The sequence below is a fragment of the Nonomuraea sp. NBC_00507 genome (genome assembly GCF_036013525.1).
In the GTDB taxonomy this organism is placed as follows: domain Bacteria; phylum Actinomycetota; class Actinomycetes; order Streptosporangiales; family Streptosporangiaceae; genus Nonomuraea.
In genome coordinates, this window is the sequence record NZ_CP107853.1 from 11789266 (window position 1) to 11807275 (window position 18010).

The 18010-nt window shown below is 69.0% G+C and carries 16 protein-coding genes; 8 read left to right on the top strand and 8 right to left on the bottom strand.

The annotated features are described in order from the left end of the window. The first annotated feature begins 56 nt into the window (after window positions 1-56). Window positions 57-1691 carry an asparagine synthetase B family protein gene (locus tag OHA25_RS56090; RefSeq protein WP_327584958.1) on the top strand — a complete coding sequence of 545 codons (1635 nt, stop codon included), beginning with the start codon at window positions 57-59 and terminating at the stop codon, window positions 1689-1691. A gap of 282 nt (window positions 1692-1973) precedes the next feature. After that, window positions 1974-3689: a maltose alpha-D-glucosyltransferase gene (gene treS, locus OHA25_RS56095; RefSeq protein WP_305918412.1), complete on the top strand. Its 1716-nt coding sequence runs from the start codon at window positions 1974-1976 to the stop codon at window positions 3687-3689. On the opposite strand, the gene OHA25_RS56100 is transcribed toward treS, so the two are convergent. From OHA25_RS56100 to OHA25_RS56110, 3 genes are all read right to left on the bottom strand, one after another. Then, complete coding sequence (locus OHA25_RS56100; protein ID WP_327584959.1) at window positions 3676-5943, bottom strand: ABC transporter permease; 2268 nt, start codon at window positions 5941-5943, stop codon at window positions 3676-3678. The two genes, treS and OHA25_RS56100, sit on opposite strands and share 14 nt — an antisense overlap. Window positions 5944-6022: 79 nt before the next feature. Then, a complete protein-coding gene (locus OHA25_RS56105; protein WP_327584960.1) occupies window positions 6023-6751 on the bottom strand; it encodes an ABC transporter ATP-binding protein in 729 nt (242 codons plus the stop codon). Next, a complete protein-coding gene (locus OHA25_RS56110; RefSeq protein ID WP_327584961.1) occupies window positions 6748-7254 on the bottom strand; it encodes a PadR family transcriptional regulator in 507 nt (168 codons plus the stop codon). The genes OHA25_RS56105 and OHA25_RS56110 overlap by 4 nt, the downstream gene beginning before the upstream one ends. Before the next feature lie 127 nt (window positions 7255-7381). Between OHA25_RS56110 and OHA25_RS56115 the strand changes: the two genes are divergently transcribed. The 6 genes from OHA25_RS56115 (at window position 7382) to OHA25_RS56140 (ending at window position 14434) form a co-directional block, all read left to right on the top strand. Then, window positions 7382-8632 (top strand): ABC transporter substrate-binding protein, encoded by a 1251-nt coding sequence (locus OHA25_RS56115; protein ID WP_327584962.1) that lies wholly within the window; start codon window positions 7382-7384, stop codon window positions 8630-8632. A 7-nt stretch (window positions 8633-8639) separates the two neighbouring features. Continuing rightward, window positions 8640-9962: an ABC transporter substrate-binding protein gene (locus tag OHA25_RS56120; protein ID WP_327584963.1), complete on the top strand. Its 1323-nt coding sequence runs from the start codon at window positions 8640-8642 to the stop codon at window positions 9960-9962. Between the two features lie 12 nt (window positions 9963-9974). Then, window positions 9975-11351, top strand: coding sequence for an ABC transporter permease (locus OHA25_RS56125; RefSeq protein ID WP_327584964.1), 1377 nt, complete (start codon window positions 9975-9977; stop codon window positions 11349-11351). Continuing rightward, entirely contained in the window at window positions 11348-12247 is a 900-nt protein-coding gene (locus OHA25_RS56130) for a carbohydrate ABC transporter permease (protein WP_327584965.1), read from the top strand. Before OHA25_RS56125 ends, OHA25_RS56130 begins: the two co-directional genes overlap by 4 nt. A 65-nt stretch (window positions 12248-12312) precedes the next feature. Continuing rightward, window positions 12313-13686 carry a M1 family metallopeptidase gene (locus OHA25_RS56135; protein ID WP_327584966.1) on the top strand — a complete coding sequence of 458 codons (1374 nt, stop codon included), beginning with the start codon at window positions 12313-12315 and terminating at the stop codon, window positions 13684-13686. A 70-nt stretch (window positions 13687-13756) separates the two neighbouring features. Further along, window positions 13757-14434 carry a uracil-DNA glycosylase gene (locus tag OHA25_RS56140; protein WP_305918421.1) on the top strand — a complete coding sequence of 226 codons (678 nt, stop codon included), beginning with the start codon at window positions 13757-13759 and terminating at the stop codon, window positions 14432-14434. 1 nt (window position 14435) lies between these two features. On the opposite strand, the gene OHA25_RS56145 is transcribed toward OHA25_RS56140, so the two are convergent. From OHA25_RS56145 to OHA25_RS56165, 5 genes are all read right to left on the bottom strand, one after another. Continuing rightward, on the bottom strand, window positions 14436-16031 hold the full coding sequence (locus OHA25_RS56145; protein WP_327584967.1) for an FAD-dependent monooxygenase: 1596 nt from the start codon (window positions 16029-16031) through the stop codon (window positions 14436-14438). Between the two features lie 131 nt (window positions 16032-16162). Next, window positions 16163-16456, bottom strand: coding sequence for an MTH1187 family thiamine-binding protein (locus tag OHA25_RS56150; RefSeq protein WP_327584968.1), 294 nt, complete (start codon window positions 16454-16456; stop codon window positions 16163-16165). 105 nt (window positions 16457-16561) lie between these two features. After that, a complete protein-coding gene (locus tag OHA25_RS56155) occupies window positions 16562-16879 on the bottom strand; it encodes a hypothetical protein (protein WP_305918424.1) in 318 nt (105 codons plus the stop codon). 38 nt (window positions 16880-16917) lie between these two features. Then, window positions 16918-17493, bottom strand: coding sequence for a hypothetical protein (locus OHA25_RS56160; RefSeq protein ID WP_327584969.1), 576 nt, complete (start codon window positions 17491-17493; stop codon window positions 16918-16920). A 60-nt stretch (window positions 17494-17553) separates the two neighbouring features. Next, complete coding sequence (locus OHA25_RS56165; protein ID WP_327584970.1) at window positions 17554-17862, bottom strand: MscL family protein; 309 nt, start codon at window positions 17860-17862, stop codon at window positions 17554-17556. Between the last annotated feature and the right edge of the window lie 148 nt (window positions 17863-18010).

The window sequence follows — 18010 nt, forward strand, 5'->3', positions numbered from 1 at the left end:
CCTCAGCCCGGCAAAGGATACTCTTTTGGCGAAGCGTCTCGAAGGGATGAGATCCGGTGCAGTTCAACGTGCGACCCTATGTCTGCGGCGCTCTCGGCCGGATCGACACCGCCATACTCGGCAAGCTGACCGCCGCCGGCCCGCGCGTGCGCCCGGCGCTCCAGACGGCCGACGCGGCGTTGTTCAGCTCCACGCCGCTGCCGCCCTACCACCGCGTCGGCGACTCCTACGCGTTCGCGTGGGGCGAGCGCAGGCCGGCCGCGATCGAGGAGTGGATCGCGGTCGCGGAGACGTACGAGACCCCCGGCCTGATCGGCGACGCCGACAAGGTCACGTTGCACACGGGCGCGCTGGGGCTGGTGGACGTCTACTACGTCCGTCAGGGCGACGCGGTCTACTTCTCGTCGCTGATCCAGCCGCTGCTCAGCCTGGTGCCGATCGCGATCGACTGGGCGGCTTGGGCCTCGATCATCCAGGTGACGTTCCCGCTGGGCGAGGCGACCCCGTACACCGAGGTCAAACGGCTGCCCGGGGCGAGTGCGCTGGTGTGGGAGCACGGCCGGGTGGCCACCGAGCGGCGGCTGCCGCGCTGGCTGCGCACGGAGCCGTACGAGTCGTGGATCAGCCCGCGCGAGATCGTCGAGCTGCTGGATCGCGTCTACGAGGACTACGACGGGCGCAAGCTGCTCGTGCCGGTCAGCGGCGGCTACGACTCCCGGCTGCTGGCGAGCGTGGCCAAGGCCAGGGGTGCGGACGTCGAGTCGTGGACGACGAGCCCGGACGACGGCACCGACACCGACATCGCCTTCGCCAGGGCGATCACCAAGGAGCTCGGCATCCCGCACCGGGTGATCACTCAGGACGCCGCCGACTACCCGCGGGACGCGATGGAGGTGGCCCGCAGGCTCGAATACCTGACGCCGCACCACGCCTGGTACGCACCCTTCGCCAAGGAGGTGCACGGCGCGGGCCGGATCCTGGTCGACGGCCTGGCCGGCGGCCCGCTGCTGAAGAACTTCATGGTCAGCGGGGCCGCGCTGGAGGCCAGGACCCAGGCTGAGCGCTCGGCGGCGGTGCTGGGCTCGTTGTCGCTCGGCGCGCCCTCACAGCCGTTCCTGTCCAAGGCGGCCGCGGAGTGGATGGAGGAGGCCGTGCGCGAGCAGTTCGCGGCCGCCACCTCCATGCTCCACGGCCACCGGGCCGAGCTGCCGCTGTCGGTGCTGCACACCAGGACGGTGCGCGGCATCGCGCGCTCCGCGGTCAATCTGGTCGGCCCCGAGGCGTCGTTCGCGGCGCCGTTCATCCATCCGGACTTCTTCGACGCCGCGCTGTCGGTCGGGGTGGCGCGCAAGGACAAGGGCCGGTTCTACCGTGAGGTGCTGCACGCGGCCCATCCGCGGGTGGCCGCGCTGCCGTCCACGAACGTCGTCAAGCAGCCGCTCCAGCGGGCGCCGTTGCGGTCCACCGCGGCGCCTGCCCGAAATTATGCGCACAGCATGCTCGAGACTGTGGTCAACCGGGTTCCCGGGCTGGTGTCGGAGGAGCTGCACGAGCTGATCGCGGGCGGTCCTGACGCGCTGACCAGGTTCAACGGCTGGAATGACCGCTTCTGGGTTCGGGGATTGGTACTCTTCGGACTCTGGCTGAGCGACTTCGAGAACGACCTCACAGATCTGACGACACCGTTCTGAATGAACCGTGGGTAACAGGGCGATTACGTACGGATCTCGCGGGTATTAAACGTCGCACAGCAGAAGCGGGTTCCGGAAAGCCAACGGGCTGGTAGTGTTCGGCCCGTAAGCGCCGCACAAACGGGGCACCGGATCACAAATCCGGTCCCGTTCTAGGGCATGGAGTTCGCAGGGATGACGACTCCAGGCGGCGCGGTCACCAGACAAAAACGCCGGGGCAACCGGTGACTTCGTCCTGCCCACATCTCTTCCTGTGAGCGACATATGATCAACGCATCCCCAATGCCGGAGCCGATCTCCGAGGCGTTCGTCTCGGAAGACCCGGCCTGGTACAAGCGGGCGGTGTTCTACGAGGTTCTCGTCCGGGGGTTCAAGGACTCCAACGGCGACGGCACCGGCGACCTGCGCGGGCTGATCGAGAAGCTGGGCTACTTGGAGTGGCTGGGCGTCGACTGCCTGTGGTTGCTGCCGCTGTACGAGTCACCGCTGCGCGACGGCGGCTACGACATCTCGGACTACATGAAGATCCTTCCGGACTTCGGGGATCTTGGCGATTTCGTCCAGCTGATCGAGAGGGCCCACGAGCGGGGGCTGCGGATCATCACCGACCTCGTGATGAACCACACCAGCGACAGACATCCCTGGTTCCAGGCGTCCCGGCACGACCCCGAGGGTCCGTACGGCGACTTCTACGTGTGGTCGGACCACCCCGGCGGCTATCCCGACGCGCCGATCATCTTCATCGGCGCCGAGGAGTCCAACTGGACCTACGACCCCGTGCGCAAGCAGTACTACTGGCACCGTTTCTTCCACCACCAGCCGGACCTGAACTATGACAACCCGGCGGTGCAGGAGGCCATGCTGGAGGTGCTGCGGTTCTGGCTGGACCTGGGCATCGACGGGTTCCGGCTGGACGCGGTCCCCTACCTGTTCGAGCGGGAGGGCACCGCGTGCTCCGGGCTGCCGGAGACGCACTCCTACCTGAAGAAGATCCGCGCCGAGGTGGACCGGCTCTACCCGGACCGGGTGCTGCTGGCCGAGGCCAACGGCTGGCCTGAGGACGTCGTGGAGTATTTCGGCGACCCCACCACGGGCGGCGACGAATGCCACATGGCCTTCCACTTCCCGCTCATGCCGCGCATCTACATGGCGGTCAAGAAGGAGACCCGCGAGCCGATCTCCGAGATCATGTCGCGCACGCCGAAGCTGCCGGAGCACGCCCAGTGGGGCATCTTCCTGCGTAACCACGACGAGCTCACGCTCGAGACGGTAACCGAGGAAGAGCGCGACTACATGCACAACGAGTACGCCAAGGACCCGCGTATGCGGGCCTACCTCGGAATCCGCCGGCGCCTGGCCCCGCTGCTGGACAACGACAGGGACCGGATCGAGCTGTTCACCGCGCTGCTGCTGTCGCTGCCGGGCTCGCCGATCATCTACTACGGCGACGAGATCGGCATGGGCGACAACATCTGGCTGGAGGACCGGGACGCGGTCCGCACGCCGATGCAGTGGAGCCCCGACCGCAACGCGGGCTTCTCCACGGCCGACCCCGGGCGGCTCTACCTGCCGGCCGTCATGGACCCGATCTACGGCTACCAGGCGGTCAACGTGGAGGCCCAGCAGCGGCATGAGGGCTCGTTGCTCCAGTTCACCCGCAAGATGCTGGAGATCCGGCGCAGGCACCCGGTGTTCGGGGTCGGGGCGTACACGGAAATGTGGTCGTCGACCCCGGCCGTGCTCACGTACGTCCGCGAGGACCGCGACGACGTGATGTTGTGCGTGAACAACCTGTCGAAGTTCCCGCAGCCGGTGGAGCTGGACCTGCGCAGGTTCGAGGGCCTGATTCCGGTGGAGGCGCGCGGCGGGGTGCCGTTCCCGCCGATCGGCGAGCTGCCCTACCTGCTGACGCTGCCCGGCCACGGCTTCTACTGGTTCGCGCTCAAGCGCGCGGAGGCCGTCATGGGGGCCGTCGCCCCGTCCGTCAGCGCGAGGTGACCGGCACCTGGGCACGGGCCGCGCGGCGCGCGGGAATGAGCGCGACCGCGAGGGCCGTGCCCACGGCCGCCACGACGGCGACCGCCAGTGTCAGGGCCGACGGCGCGCGGCCGATGCCCGCGCCCACGCCGCTGGTGTGGCCCTGCAGGTCGATCAGCCCCTTCACCACGGACATGCCCGCCGCGGCGCCCGCGCCGACGCCGAGCACGACCAGCAGGCCGGTGCCCATCACCAGCGTGGCCATGACCTGACGCGGCGTCAGCCCCATGGCCTTCAGCACGGCCAGGTCGAAGGCGTGGTCGCGCAGGCCGAGGGCGCTGGCGGTGAGCAGGTTGGCCAGGCCGATCAAGGTGAGCACGGCGATCAGCGCCACGATCACCACCCTGATGATCGACAGCCGGTCGGCCGGGTTGACCGCGGCCTGCACGTCCAGGCTCTCGGCCGACTCGGCCAGCAACCTGCCGCGCACCTCGCCCTGGTCGGCGCCGGGCTTCAGGGCGAGCGCGTAGAACTCGGGCGGCACCGCGTCCTTGGCCGCCAGGCTGTCGAGCCCCACCGAGAGCACCTCGCCGTCCAGGTCGGGCTCGACGGTCCTGCCGACGATCCTGACGATCAGCGGCGTGCCGCCCACGGTCAGCCGCACCCGGTCGCCGATCTTGACACCCAGCAGGTCGAGCAGCCCCTGTCCGGCCACGGCCTCCCCCTGGCGGCCGTACATGCGGCCTTCGACCACGGGGAACGGGTAGGGCGTCGTGGAGCTGCCGATGGCCCGCACTCTGACCGAGCGGGCCTCGCCCGGCGCCAGGGCGTTGACGTCGGTGCCCGGATAGACCGCGGCCACGGCCCTGTCCTGCTCGGCGATGCGCTTGGCGTCGGCCGGCTCCAGCTTGCCCGCCCTGACGTACAGAGAAGCGTGCTGGCCCACCTGCTCCGGATGGTCGGCGAAGTCGTCCAGCGTGGCCCACACGCCCAGTCCGATCGTGGTCATCATCATCGGCACGGCCAGCCCGAACGCCGTCAGGAAGGCCGGCGTCCGCCGGGTGAAGGCGTCCCTGGTGCCGAGGACGAGGGCGGGCGGCAGGCGTACGAGGAGGGCGAGCCTGGCCAGCCGGGACAAGTGGCCCCGCGGCGGCGCGGCCGGCGCGGCGGGGATCGGCGGCGTGCGCCCGCCGCGCCAGGCGGGCAGGCCCACGGCGGCCAGCACCACCAGCGCCGTGCCACCGACGATGGCCAGCACGGGCACCGGCGCCACCGAGGTCGCGCCCAGAAGCAGCGCCATCACGCCCCAGCCCGCGACCGCGCCGAGCGCGACGCCGAGCAGGCCGAGCGCCCCGTGCTCGACCAGCAGCAGCAGCGCGACCTGCCCCCTGGTGAAGCCCATGGACTTGAGCGTGGCCAGGTCGCGCAGCTGGCCGAGCACCCGGCCGCCGGCCGCGTTGGCCAGCGCGAGCGCGGCCGCCACCAGCCCGACCACGCCGAACAGCGCCAGCAGCGTGCCGAGCAGCCGGTTGTCCAGCTCCATGGCGGCTCTGACCTCGCGCCAGGTGTAGACCCGTTGCAGCTCGTCCTCCAGCATGACGACCGCCCGCTGGGAGGCGACCTGGGTGGCGTCGGGGTCGGCCAGGCGCAGCCCGGTGACCCATTCGCTGCGGCCGAGCATGGGCTCGACCCTGTCGAGCATGGCGGGCAGCACGTAGGCCAGGCCGGGCGTCCACTGCGGGTAGAAGCCCTGCTCGGCGGAGTCGGCGATGCCGCTGACGTAGAGGGTGTGGCGCTCGCCGCTGAGCGCGATGACCGTGAAGGGCGCGCCGACCCTCAGCCGTAGCGAGGTCGCGAACGACCGCTCGACGACCACCCCGTCGGGCTGGGCGGCGTCCAGCCACTTGCCCTCGGCCACCAGCGGGTGCGCCACCTGCGGCGGCGTGGCGGGCATCGCGCGCAGCGCGGCCGGCTCCTTCTTGCCGTCCTGCGCCACGGTCACGGGCGCCGACCGGTAGGGGCCCGCGGTCTGGGTCACGCCGTCGATGCCGTTGAGGGCCACCCGCGGGCTGTCCTTGGTGTAGAGCCAGATGTGGGCCCCGTCGGTCTGGGCGAACAGGCTCCGCCACGGGTTCGTGCCGTCCTCGAGCAGGGTCGCCGCGGTGATCAGCGCGGCCACGATCCCGGCCACGGCCAGCACGGTCAGCACCGCCTGGCCCTTCCTGGCCCGCAGGTCGGCCCTGATCCACCGGCTTCCCGCCAGCGAGGCGCTCATGACGCGCTCCGCCGGCCACGTGCCGGCCCGGGTGCGCGCGGGGAAGGGACGGGTGCGAAGGCGGCGGGGCGGGGTGGGCTCATCGGAGGTCGATCACCTCGCCGGCCGTGCCGGTGCGCCTGCGGGCGATGCGGCCGTCGTCGACGATCTCCCCGTCGAACAGCGAAACCAGCCGGTCGGCCAGGCTCGCCACGCGGGCGTCGTGGGTGACCATGATGATCGTCTGGCCCTCTTTGTGCACATCGCTGAGCAGCCGCAGCACGTCGCGCGTGTTGCGGCTGTCGAGGTTGCCGGTCGGCTCGTCGGCCAGCAGCAGGCTGGGCTGGTTGGCCAGCGCCCTGGCCAGCGCCACCCGCTGCTGCTCGCCACCGGACAGCTGCGCGGGCGCGGCGTCGGCGCGGTCGGTGAGGTTGAGCGCGGCCAGCAGGCTCTCCCTGCGCTCGCGGGCGACCTTGGGTGAGGCCCCGGCCAGCAGCGCGGGCAGCTCGACGTTGTCGCCCACGGTCATGTTGGCGACGAGGTTGAAGAACTGGAAGACGAAGCCGATCTTCTTGCGCCGCAGCACCGCCCACGCGCTCTCCGAGAGCGTGTCGGCGCGCTTGCCGTCGAGCCAGATCTCCCCGCTGGTCCTGGTGTCGAGCCCGCCCAGCATGTGGACGAGCGTGGACTTGCCCGATCCGGAAGGCCCCATGATCGCGACGAACTCGCCCGGCTCCACCTGCAGGTCCACCCCGCGCACGGCAGGCACGGGCACCGCGCCATCCTGGTAGATCTTGACTAGATTGACCGTTTTCAGGACGGAGCTCATGCCAGATCCTCCTGGCACCGCTCCAGCCAGTCAAGGTCGGCCTGCAGGTGCAGCATGGCCCCCTCGATGAGCAGAATGGCCACCCGGTCCGTCGGCGGCGTGCGGGACAGCAGGTCGTTGAGGTCGCTCATGAGGCCGAGGTAGTGGCGGCGCTGCCGGTTGATCAGCGCCATCCGGTCGGCGATGCCGGTGAGCGGGGCGAGCACGAGCTTCATGAAGAACTCATCGCGTACCCTGGGCCCTTCGGTGGGCTCATCCACCCAGGTGGTGAGCACATCGCGGCCCTTGGCGGTCAGGTAGTAGACCTTCTTGTTGGGCCGGTTGGACTGCTCCACGTCCACGGCCCTGATCAGGCCGTCCTTTTCCAGCCTGCCGAGGGTCACGTAGATCTGCCCGATGTTCGGCGAGGGATAGGCGCTGCCGAAGGTCTGCTCAAGGGCCTGCTTGAGCTCATAGCCGTGGGCCGGCTCTTTGGCCAGGAGCGCGAGCAGGTGAAGCCGCACGCCTCACCTCCCGCTGTGTTACGAATGCGTTACGCGGTTATCCGTTGACCTTCAGATTACAGGTGTGCATAACATGAATGCATCTACCTAACACGTATGTAACCACTCTGAACACGGAGGAAACAGAGTGCCGCGCTCGCTTTCGCTCATACTGGCCGTCCTCCTGGCGGCCGGCGGCTGCGCGACGGCGGGCGAGGAGGGCGGCGGCGAAACGGATACGGGCGGAACCGGCCCCATCACGTTCGCCACCGGCCGCGACACCACGGCTTACCTGCAACCCCTGCTGGATCGCTGGAACCAGGCCCACCCGGCCGAGAAGGTGACGCTGCTGGAGCTGCCCGAGGCCGCCGACGAGCAACGCGCTCAGATGGTGGCCAACCTCCAGGCCCAGAGCAACCGCTACGACGTGCTGGGCCTCGACGTGGTGTGGACCGCCGAGTTCGCGGAGAACGGCTGGATCATCCCCCTGGAGCGCGGGTTGTTCCCGCTCGACAGGTTCCTGCCGCCGGTCGTGGAGACGGCGATCTACAAGGACAAGCTCTGGGCCGTCCCGTACACGAGTAACGCGGGACTGCTCTACTACCGGACCGACCTGGTCAAGAAGCCGCCGCGGACGTGGGCCGAGCTACGCGATCAGTCACGTGAAATTACGAAAAATCACAATATAGGAGGCTATGCCGGGCAGTTCTTGGCCTATGAAGGGCTCACCGTGAACTTCTCCGAGGCGGTGCAGTCGGCCGGCGGGCAGATTCTCAGCCACGATGGCACGGAGGTGACCCTCGACCCGGCCAAGGGCGAGACCGCGCTCGACTTCCTGCTCCAAGGCCTGCGCGAAGGCTGGATACCCAAGGGGTCGCTGAGCTTCAAAGAAGAGGAGTCGCGCCTGGCCTTCCAGGAGGGCGAGCTGGCCTTCGCCCGCAACTGGCCGCACGCCTACGGCCCCGCCAAGGCGACGCTGGGCGACAAGCTGGGCGTGACCCGGCTGCCCGGGCTCACCGGCCCCGGCTCCAGCACGCTGGGCGGCGCCAACCTGGCCATCAGCGCCTTCTCCAAGCACCAGCAGACCGCCCAGGAGTTCATCCGCTACTTCACCAGCCTGGAGAACGAGCGCCGCGTCCTCACCGAGGGATCCTTCCCTCCCGTGTGGACCGAGCTCTACGACGATCCCGACCTGATCAAGCGCTTCCCGTACCTGCCGGTGCTCAAGGAGAGCATCCTCGCCGCCAAGCCACGGCCGGTCAGCGCCAACTACAACCAGCTGAGCCTGGTGATCGCGAGCTCGGTCGCCAAGGCCCTCAGCACCCCCACCCCCGAGTCCGCCGACGACGTCGCGGTCTCCATGAAGTCCGAACTCGAAGAGATCATCAGAACCCAGTGAGGCAGCCATGCGAAAAGCCAGTGCAGCAGCGATCCTGGCCGGGCTCGCGCTAGCCGTCGCCGCCTGCGGTAACGCGCCGACGACGACGCAGCCCACCGCGTCCGAGTCCGCCCCGGCGACCGCCGGCGCCAAGACTCTCCAGGGCGTGAAGCTCGAAGTCGCCGCGAAGTGGACCGGCGCCGAGCAGAAGAACTTCGAGCAGGTGCTCAAGGCCTTCTCCGACAAGACCGGCGCCGAGGTCACCTACGCCTCCACCGGCGAGGACACCGGCGCCTTCCTCGGCCCGCGCATCCAGGCCGGCAGCCCGCCGGACGTGGCCATCCTGCCGCAGCCGGGTCTGGTGCAGCAGTACGTGGAGCAGAAGGCGCTCAAGCCGCTCACCGACGCCGTCACCGCCGAGATCGACGCCAACTACACGCCGTACTGGAAGGAGCTCGGCTCCGCCGGCGGCCAGGTCTACGGCGTGCTGATCAAGGCCGCGCACAAGTCGCTGGTCTGGTACCGGTCGCAGGCGTTCGACGACGCCGGCGTGCAGCCGGCGACGACCTGGGACGAACTCGTCAAGAACGGGCAGACCATCGCCGACTCCGGCACGCCGCCGTTCTCGCTCTGCGGGGCCTCCGGCTGGACGCTGACCGACCTCTTCGAGAACGTCTACCTGTCCACCGCGGGCCCGGAGAACTACGACAAGCTCTCCAAGCACGAGATCCCGTGGACCGACCCGACCGTGACGACCGCGCTGGAGAAGATCCAGCAGATCGTCGGCAAGCAGGAGTTCCTGGTCGACGGGACCTCTGGCACGATGCAGACCGACTTCCCCACCTGCGTGAGCAAGGTCTACAGCAACAAGAAGTCCGCCATGGTCATCGAGGCCGACTTCGTGGCCGTCGAGGCCGAGCAGTCCGGCGCCAAGGTGGGCGAGGAGGCGAAGTACTTCCCGTTCCCGAAGGCCGGTGACACCGCTCCCGTCATCCTCGGCGGCGACATCGCGGTGGCGATGAAGGACTCGCCCGGCGCCATGGCACTGCTGCAGTTCCTGGCCTCCAAGGAGGGCGGCGAGATTTGGGCCAAGCTGCCCGGGTACCTGTCGCCCAACAAGAACGTCTCTCCCGACAACTACCCGAACGAGCTGACCAAGCAGCTCGGGCAGACGATCATCTCGGCCGGCGACGCCGTTCGCTACGACATGTCCGACCTGGCGCCCAGCGCGTTCGGCGGCACCGATGGCAAGGGCGAGTGGAAGGTCCTGCAGGACTTCGTCCGCAAGCCGACCGACGTCAAGGGCGCCCAGGAGGCGCTCGAAGCCGAGGCCAAGAAGGCCTGGAAGTAAAGAGGTAAGGCCGTGACCGAACGGTTGGACGGCCCGAAGGTCCCGCCCGCGGAGATCGCGGGCGGGGCCGCCACCGGACCGGCTGAAACCCCCCGCACGAAACAACGCCTCGGCCCCTCGCCGGCGGTCGCCATCGCCTTCCTCCTCCCGGCGGCGCTGCTGCTGGGGATCTGGGTGGTCTACCCGATCGTCTACTCGATCTTCCGCAGCCTCTTCGACGCGAACGGCACCGGATTCGTCGGCCTGGGCAACTACACGACGATCTTCACCGACTCCGGCACGCTCACCACGATCCGTAACAACCTCATCTGGGTGGTCATCGCCCCGATCGTGGTCACCACGCTGGGCCTGATCTTCGCCGTGCTGACCGAGCGCATCAAATGGGCGACGGCGTTCAAGCTGATCGTGTTCATGCCGATGGCGGTCTCGCTGATGGCCGCCGGCGTGATCTTCCGCCTGGTGTACGAGGAGAACCCGGACAAGGGCCTGGCCAACGCGGTGCTGACGACCGTGCACGACACGTTCTCCTCCTCGCAGGGGTACCCGGAGGCCCGCCCGCGCGAGGGCGCCCAGTCCCCGGTCGCCGCCCAGAACGGCGCGGTCGTCACCAAGCAGCCCGTCCAGGCGGGCCAGCAGGTGCTGATCCCGATCGTCGGCGTCAAGCCGGCCGTCATGCCGGCCGACGCGCGGCCGGCCCCGGAATCGGCGAGCGGCAGCGGGATCTTGGGCATCGTCTGGTTCGACTTCACGCCGGGAGGCGGCGGCCAGAGCGGCGCGGTGGACACCGGCGAGAAGGGCCTGCCCGGCATGACCGTCGAGGCGGTGCAGAACGGCCAGGTCGTCGCGACCACCGCGACCGACGACCAGGGCGCGTTCCGCTTCGCGGACCTGCCTGCGGGCTCCTACACGATCCGCCTGCCGCAGTCGAACTTTGAGGCCTCCTACGGGGGGCTGACCTGGCTGGGCCCGACGCTGATCACTCCGGCGATCATCGGCGCGTTCGTCTGGGTGTGGGCCGGGTTCGCCATGGTCCTGCTCGCGGCCGGGCTGGCGGCCATTCCGAGGGACGCGCTGGAAGCGGCCCGCATCGACGGCGCCACGGAGTGGCAGGTGTTCCGCAAGATCACCGTGCCGCTGCTGTCGCCGGTGCTCCTCGTCGTCTTCGTGACGATGATCATCAATACTCTGAAGGTGTTCGACCTGGTGTTCATCATCGCGCCGGCCTCGGTCCAGCCGCAGGCGAACGTGGTCGCGCTGGAGATGTGGCGCGTGTCGTTCGGCGGCGGGAACAACCAGGGGCTGGGCAGCGCGCTCGCCATCCTCCTGCTGATTCTGGTCCTTCCCTTCATGATCATGAACATCCGCCGGTTCAGGAGGGAAGACACATGACGAGCGCGACTGCTACCGCCCCGCAGGGGCTGGAAACGGGTGCGCCGCGCAGGGGCGTGCTGAGCAAGATCGTGGATCGGATCGGCAGCGGCGCCGTCCAGCTCATCATGGTGGTGCTGGGCCTGTTCTGGCTGGTCCCGACGCTCGGCCTGCTGGTCGTCTCCATGCGGACCACGCCGGTCAACAACGCCGAGGGCTGGTGGACGGTCTTCACCAAGCCGGCCGAGCTGACCATCCAGAACTACCAAAACCTGCTGGGCAGCGGCTTCACGGCGTCCTTCTGGAACACCGTGCTGATCACGGTGCCGACCACGGTCCTGGTGATCGGCATCGCGGCGATGGCGGGATACGCGTTCGCGTGGATGGACTTCCCCGGGCGGGACGCGGCCTTCCTGGTCGTGGTCGGCCTGCTCATCGTGCCCATCCAGATCGCGCTGATCCCCGTCGCCACGCTCTACGGAAACGCCGGCATCTTCGGCTCGATCCCGGGCGTGGTGCTGTTCCACGTGGCGTTCGGGCTCCCGTTCGCGATCTTCCTGCTCCGCAACTTCTTCGTCGGCATCCCGGCGTCGCTGCTGGAGGCGGCGCGCATGGACGGGGCCTCGGAGTGGAAGATCTTCGCGTCGGTGGTGTTCCCGCTGGGCAAGCCCGCGATCGCCTCGCTGGGCATCTTCCAGTTCCTGTGGGTGTGGAACGACATGCTCATCGCGCTGGTCTTCGCCAACACCGAGAACCAGCCGATGACCAAGTATCTGCAGTCCCAGATGCGGCAGTTCGGGTCGAACGTTGACATCCTCTCGTCCGGCGCGTTCCTGTCGCTGATCATTCCGCTGATCATGTTCTTCGCGTTCCAGCGGTACTTCGTCCAGGGCATGATGGCCGGCTCGGTGAAGTGACGGCTTACGGGCGCCTGCACAGCGGGCGCCCGTAACGTCCGTTTTCGTCGTTCCGATGCATCGGCATGAAGCGTCTTCTCGCTCTCACCGCAGCAGCCTTCATCTCCCTTCCCCTCTCCCCCGCCCTCGCACACGACGCCGCACCCGGCGCGCCGGGTGCGGGTGACCCGTACTTTCCCGAGCAGGGGAACGGCGGCTACGATGCCGGCCATTACGACCTCTCGCTCGACTACGACCCGTCATCCGCACGCCTCATCGGCGTGGCCGGGATCACCGCCCGGGCCACGCAGGCGCTGAGCCGTTTCAATCTGGATCTCGTCAGCACCCTGGCGGTGCGGTCGGTGACGGTGGACGGCCGGCCTGCCGCCTTCACGCAGAGCGGCTCCGAGCTGGTGGTCACGCCCGCCAGGAGCCTCCCTTCAGGCCGCGGCTTCTCCGTCGTCGTCCGGTACGACGGCAAGGCCACGCACGTCATCGACCCCGACGGCTCGCTCGACGGGTGGATCAAGACGAGCGACGGCGTCTTCAACGCCAACGAGCCCCAGGGCGCCATGACCTGGTATCCAGGCAACCACCACATGACCGACAAGGCGACCTATCGGTTCACGGTGACCGTGCCGAGCACCCGGGTGGCGGTGGCCAACGGGGACCTGGTGGCGAAGTGGTCGAAGGGCGAGCGCACCACGTCCGTGTGGGACTCCCGTGAGCCGATGGCCAGCTACCTGGCCACGGTGTCGATCGGCAAGTTCGAGTTCGCCGACGCCAGGATCGGCGGGTACCGCGTCACCACCGCCGTGGACCCCAAGCTGGCCGGCGACGCGAAGGGCTTCCCCGAGCGGCACCCGCCGGTGCTCGACTACTTCAGCTCGATCTTCGGCCCGTACCCGTTCTCCTCGACCGGCGGCATCGTCGACCATGCCCCTGAGGTCGGCTACGCGCTGGAGACCCAGACGCGGCCCATCTACCCGCGGGTCCCCAGCGAGTCGCTGCTCGCGCACGAGCTGGCGCACCAATGGTTCGGCAACTCGGTGACGCCGACGTTGTGGCGTGACATCTGGCTCAACGAGGGCTTCGCCACCTACGCGGAGTGGCTCTGGGCGGACAAGCTCGGCACCCGTACCGTGCAGACCTCATTCGACGCGGCCTACGCGACGGCGGCCGAGGACGAGTTCTGGCAGAGCCCGCCCGCCGACCCGGGCGGCCCGGAGAACCTCTTCCACGACCCCGTCTACGACCGCGGCGCGATGACGCTGCACATGCTGCGGCGCGAGGTCGGTGACGCGGCGTTCTTCGCGATCCTGCGCGCGTGGGCGAGCGACTACAAGTACGGCAACGCCGACACGGCCGCCTTCATCGCCCTGTCCGAGCGGGTGTCCGGCAAGCAGCTCGACGCTCTCTTCGAGGCCTGGCTCTTCAAACCCGGCAAGCCGGCACTGTGATCATTCTGGTACGGCTTGAGAGCGACGTTTCGGCCTCAAGCCGTACCAGACCTAGATAAGCTCATCGGCCATGGCCGGTCGTCCACTGAACGAAGTCGTCGAAGCCGGATGGGCCACAGCGCTTGAGCCCGTCGCCGAGCAGATCTCCCTGATGGGCGAGTTCCTGCGCAAGGAGATCGCTGAGGGCAGGCAATACCTCCCCGCGGGGACCAACGTCCTGCGTGCGTTCAACCAGCCCTTCGACGAGGTCAAGGTGCTGATCGTGGGCCAGGACCCCTACCCGACGCCCGGCCACCCGGTCGGGCTGTCGTTCTCGGTGGCTGCGGACGTCCGGCCGCTGCCGGGCAGCCTGGTCAACATCTACAAGGAGATGGAGACCGACCTCGGCCTGCCGCGTCCCGCCAACGGCGACCTGACGCCGTGGGCGGAGCAGGGCGTGCTGCTGCTCAACAGGGTGCTCACCGTGATGCCCGGCAAGCCGGCCTCGCATCGGGGCAAGGGCTGGGAGCAGGTCACCGAGCAGGCCATCCGCGCGCTGGTGGCGCGGGCCAAGCCGATGGTGGCGATCCTGTGGGGCCGCGACGCTCGTAACCTCGCGCCGATGCTCGGCGACGTGCCGCGCATCGAGTCCGCCCATCCCTCCCCGTTGTCGGCGCGCAGCGGCTTCTTCGGCTCGCGGCCGTTCAGCCGGGCCAATGAGCTGCTCGCCCAGCAGGGCGCGGCGCCTGTGGAGTGGAAGCTGCCTTAGCTCAGCGGCTGAGGACGCGCCGCAGGACCCGTTCCAGCGTGGCGAGCGGGTCGGGGTCGGCGTCCGGGGAGCGCCAGGCCACATATCCGTCCGGCCGGACCAGGACGGCGCCGCCCCCGCTGACGCCGTACCTCTCCCGCCAGCAGCCCTCCGCGTCCTTCAGCTCGTCGCCGATCAGCAGCCGCGTGAGCTGCACCCCCAATCGCTCCTTGATCAGGCGTCCGGCGTCGATCCACGCCTGACCCCCTTCTTTGTCGGCCAGCAGGACGAAGCCGGAGCCGAACAGGTCGATGGTGGAGATGGGCTGGCCCTCCCAGTCGAGCACGACATGCGGGGCGCGGCTGCCTGGACGCCCGTGCGGCACACGGGGATCCTCCAGGATCGAGCCGTCGTCGCCGGGTTCGTCCAGAATCGCCGTGGAGTGGTAGCGGTATCCGATGAGGGCGCCGATCGGGTCCTCCAGGGGCTCGGGGTAACCGACACGGGCCGCGGGAGGCATGCGTACGCCGAGGTTGGCGAGCTGGGCATCGGCCGTCAGCGTGCCGATGGGACGGCGCTCGGCGTCGTAGGTGTCGAGGAACCCGGGACCGGCCTGCCCGGAGAGCACCAGCCAGAGCCGCCAGGCGATGTCGCAGCCGTCTTGGAGCGCCGTGCTGCCCCCCTGCCCGCCGGTAGGCGGCATGGTGTGGGCCGCGTCCCCGGCGAAGAACACCCGCCCGGCCCGGTAGGTGTCGGCCAGCACGTGCGCCATGGCGAAGGTCGTCTTGTCCAGGATGCGCACGTCCAGGTCGGGCCGGTCGACGGCGATGCGGATCAGCTCGACGCAGCGCTCGTCGGGGAAGTCGGCCTCGCTCTCGCCCTCCGCGAGGTTGACGCCGAGCACGTGCGCGCCCACGCCGGTGCCGGTCAGGATCACTCCGGTGAAGACCTCGTTCTGCAGGTACCACAAGGTGACCTCGCGGTCGCGGACCAGGCCGGACAGGTCGGCGTCGAACATGATCGAGCACGTCCGGCCCAGCTCCCCCTTGCCGGAGGCCGGCACGCCCAGGAGCCGGCGCAGCGGGCTCCGGTAGCCGTCGGCGGCCACGACGTAGTCGGCCCGCACCAGGCGCTCCTCACCGGCGGTGCGGATCAGCGCCGTCACCCCGGCCGCGTCCTGCTCCAGCGAACGCAACTCGGTGGAGAAACGCAGGTCGGCGCCAAGCTCCTCGGCCCTGTGGCGGAGCACGCGCTCGACCTCGGCCTGGGGCGCGCCGACCATCGCGGCGGGGGTGATGCCGGCCAGGAAGGCCAGCTCCTCGCGCTCGTCGCTCATGATCATGTGCGGGTCCGGGTCGGCCAGGCTCTTGCCGATCGCGATGCGCATGTTGTCACCGATGCCGGCCCAGATGCCGCTCAGGGCTTCTTCAACGCCGGGCACGGGGCGCAGCAGCTCGACGGCTCGCGGGCCGACGCCGAACGCCTTGGGCTGGACCGATGTGCTCGGATGCCGCTCGACCAGCATGACCGGCACGTCGCGCCAGGCCAGGAGCAGCGCCGCGCTCAGCCCCGCATACCCGCCGCCGACCACGAGGACCGGCACTCGCTCATGCTCCATTGCTCTCCCCCTTCGGGAACGCGTACTATCGCGTTTGGCGGTCAAGCACACGATATGTCGCGTCGATGGAGAGAGTCAAGATATATCTCGAGTTGGCTGAGGGGTCTCCCCCGGTTTGGTCAGCGGAAGGACTACTCCGACAGGTGGCGTTCCAAGGACTCGACCTTGGAGGTCATGCCGTCCGTGATCCCCTGCCGCACGTCGGCCTTGAGCACCAGGCTCACCCGGGGAGCGACCTCCGCCACCGCCTCCACGGCCCGCTTGACGACGTCCATGACCTCGTCCCACTCACCCTCGATCGTGGTGAACATCGCGTCCGTCCGGTTGGGCAGGCCGCTGGAGCGGACCACCTTGACGGCGCGGGCCACGGGCTCGGCGACGCCCTCGCCGACGCCCAGCGGGGTGATGGAGAAAGCGACGATCACGGTGTGCCCCTTGCGGCTATGGGTGCGGCTGGAAGGTTTCGATCTTAGCGAGCGACATGCGAAAAGCCACGACGCCTCCGAACGCCGTGGCCACCGCTGTGTCGGTCACACGTGGTCGTGCTCTTCTTCTTCCTCGCTGGGTCCCTCCGACGGCTCCACGCCGAGCACGGCCTCGCGGGGCTCGATCTCGGCGATGTGGTCGACCAGCGCCAGCACGTGGTCCGGCTCGATCAGCCACTGCAATGCCGAGGCGCCGGTGTCGTCGGCGTTGACGAGCTCGGCCTGCTCCGTACGCTCCTCCTCGGTGAGGTCCGCGTCGGGGTGCCGAATCTCGGCCAGCGCCGCCGCCTGCAGCGCGTCGATGTCGAGCACCTCGACGGTCAGCTCGACCGTGAGGCGCAGGAACTTCGGTTCATCACTCATGGCGACGATCGTAGTCGTGTCGCCGTGGCCAGAAGCGCTCAGGACGACCACGCGTGGCGGGCCAGGAACCCGCGCTCGCCGGTGGCGTACTCCTGGAACGCCTGCCGCACCTCCTCCAGCTCCGGCACCTCCGTGCGGATGAGCGTGCCCTCTTTGTACTCCAGCTCGTAGCCCGGTGAGACCTGCAGGAAGTGGCGCCCGAAGTTCACCAGGGCCACGAACGGGTTCTGCGGGGACAACGTGGCCAGCACGTCGTGCACCAGGCCGAGGTCGGGATCGTGCACGGTCATCCCGTCCCCGGTGTGCAGTTGCATGCCGTCGTAGACGCCCAGCGGCGCCACGTTGTGCACGAGGTCGCGTTGCGGGTCGTAGCAGACCAGGCCGTGCGCCCGCGCGATCGTGAACACCTGCGCGGACGTCTCGTCCATCGTGTCCAGATCCATCGTCACCAGCACGTGCCCCGGATAGACCGTGACCTCGCCGGGCAGCTCCTTGGCGACCTCGGGCACGTCCCCGGTCACCGGCTCGGTCCGCTTGACCGCCAGGTAGGCGGCGCGGGCCTGGTCCCTGCTGATCGGCACCGGCTCGTCCCAGACCATCAACTCAACGCTCATCGGTCCATCTTCTCCAACCCGCATCGCGACCGTGCGCCGCAGGGGCCGTTAAGCAGGTGACTACCTGGGTTTTTCCGACTCAGGCACCAGTTCGGAGGTGCAGTGGGCGCAGCGCCGGGCCTCGGCGGGGATGTCGCTGAGGCACTCCGGGCACTGCTTGGTCGTCGCCGCCTTGTCGCGGTCGAACAGTCTGATCAGCTTGGTCATCGGGGCCACGATCAGCCAGTAGACGATGGCCGAGATGAGCAGGAAGCTGATCAGGTGGTTGAGGAAGTCACCATACATGAACCGGCTGCCGTTGATCGTGAAGGAGTAGTCGGCGAAGTTCGGCTGCCTGCCGCGAAGTAAGAACTGCTTGAAACCGCTCATGACGCGCCACGTTGCCGGGAACCGGCCTCGCAAACTCCTGCCACGACGGCAGGACCGGCTCACCCTCGCTCAGCTGGAGTAACGACCTGGTGAGCGTGGGAAGGAAGAAGGAGGTTCGGCAATGCCCGGGTTGTCCGGCTGAGCGGGG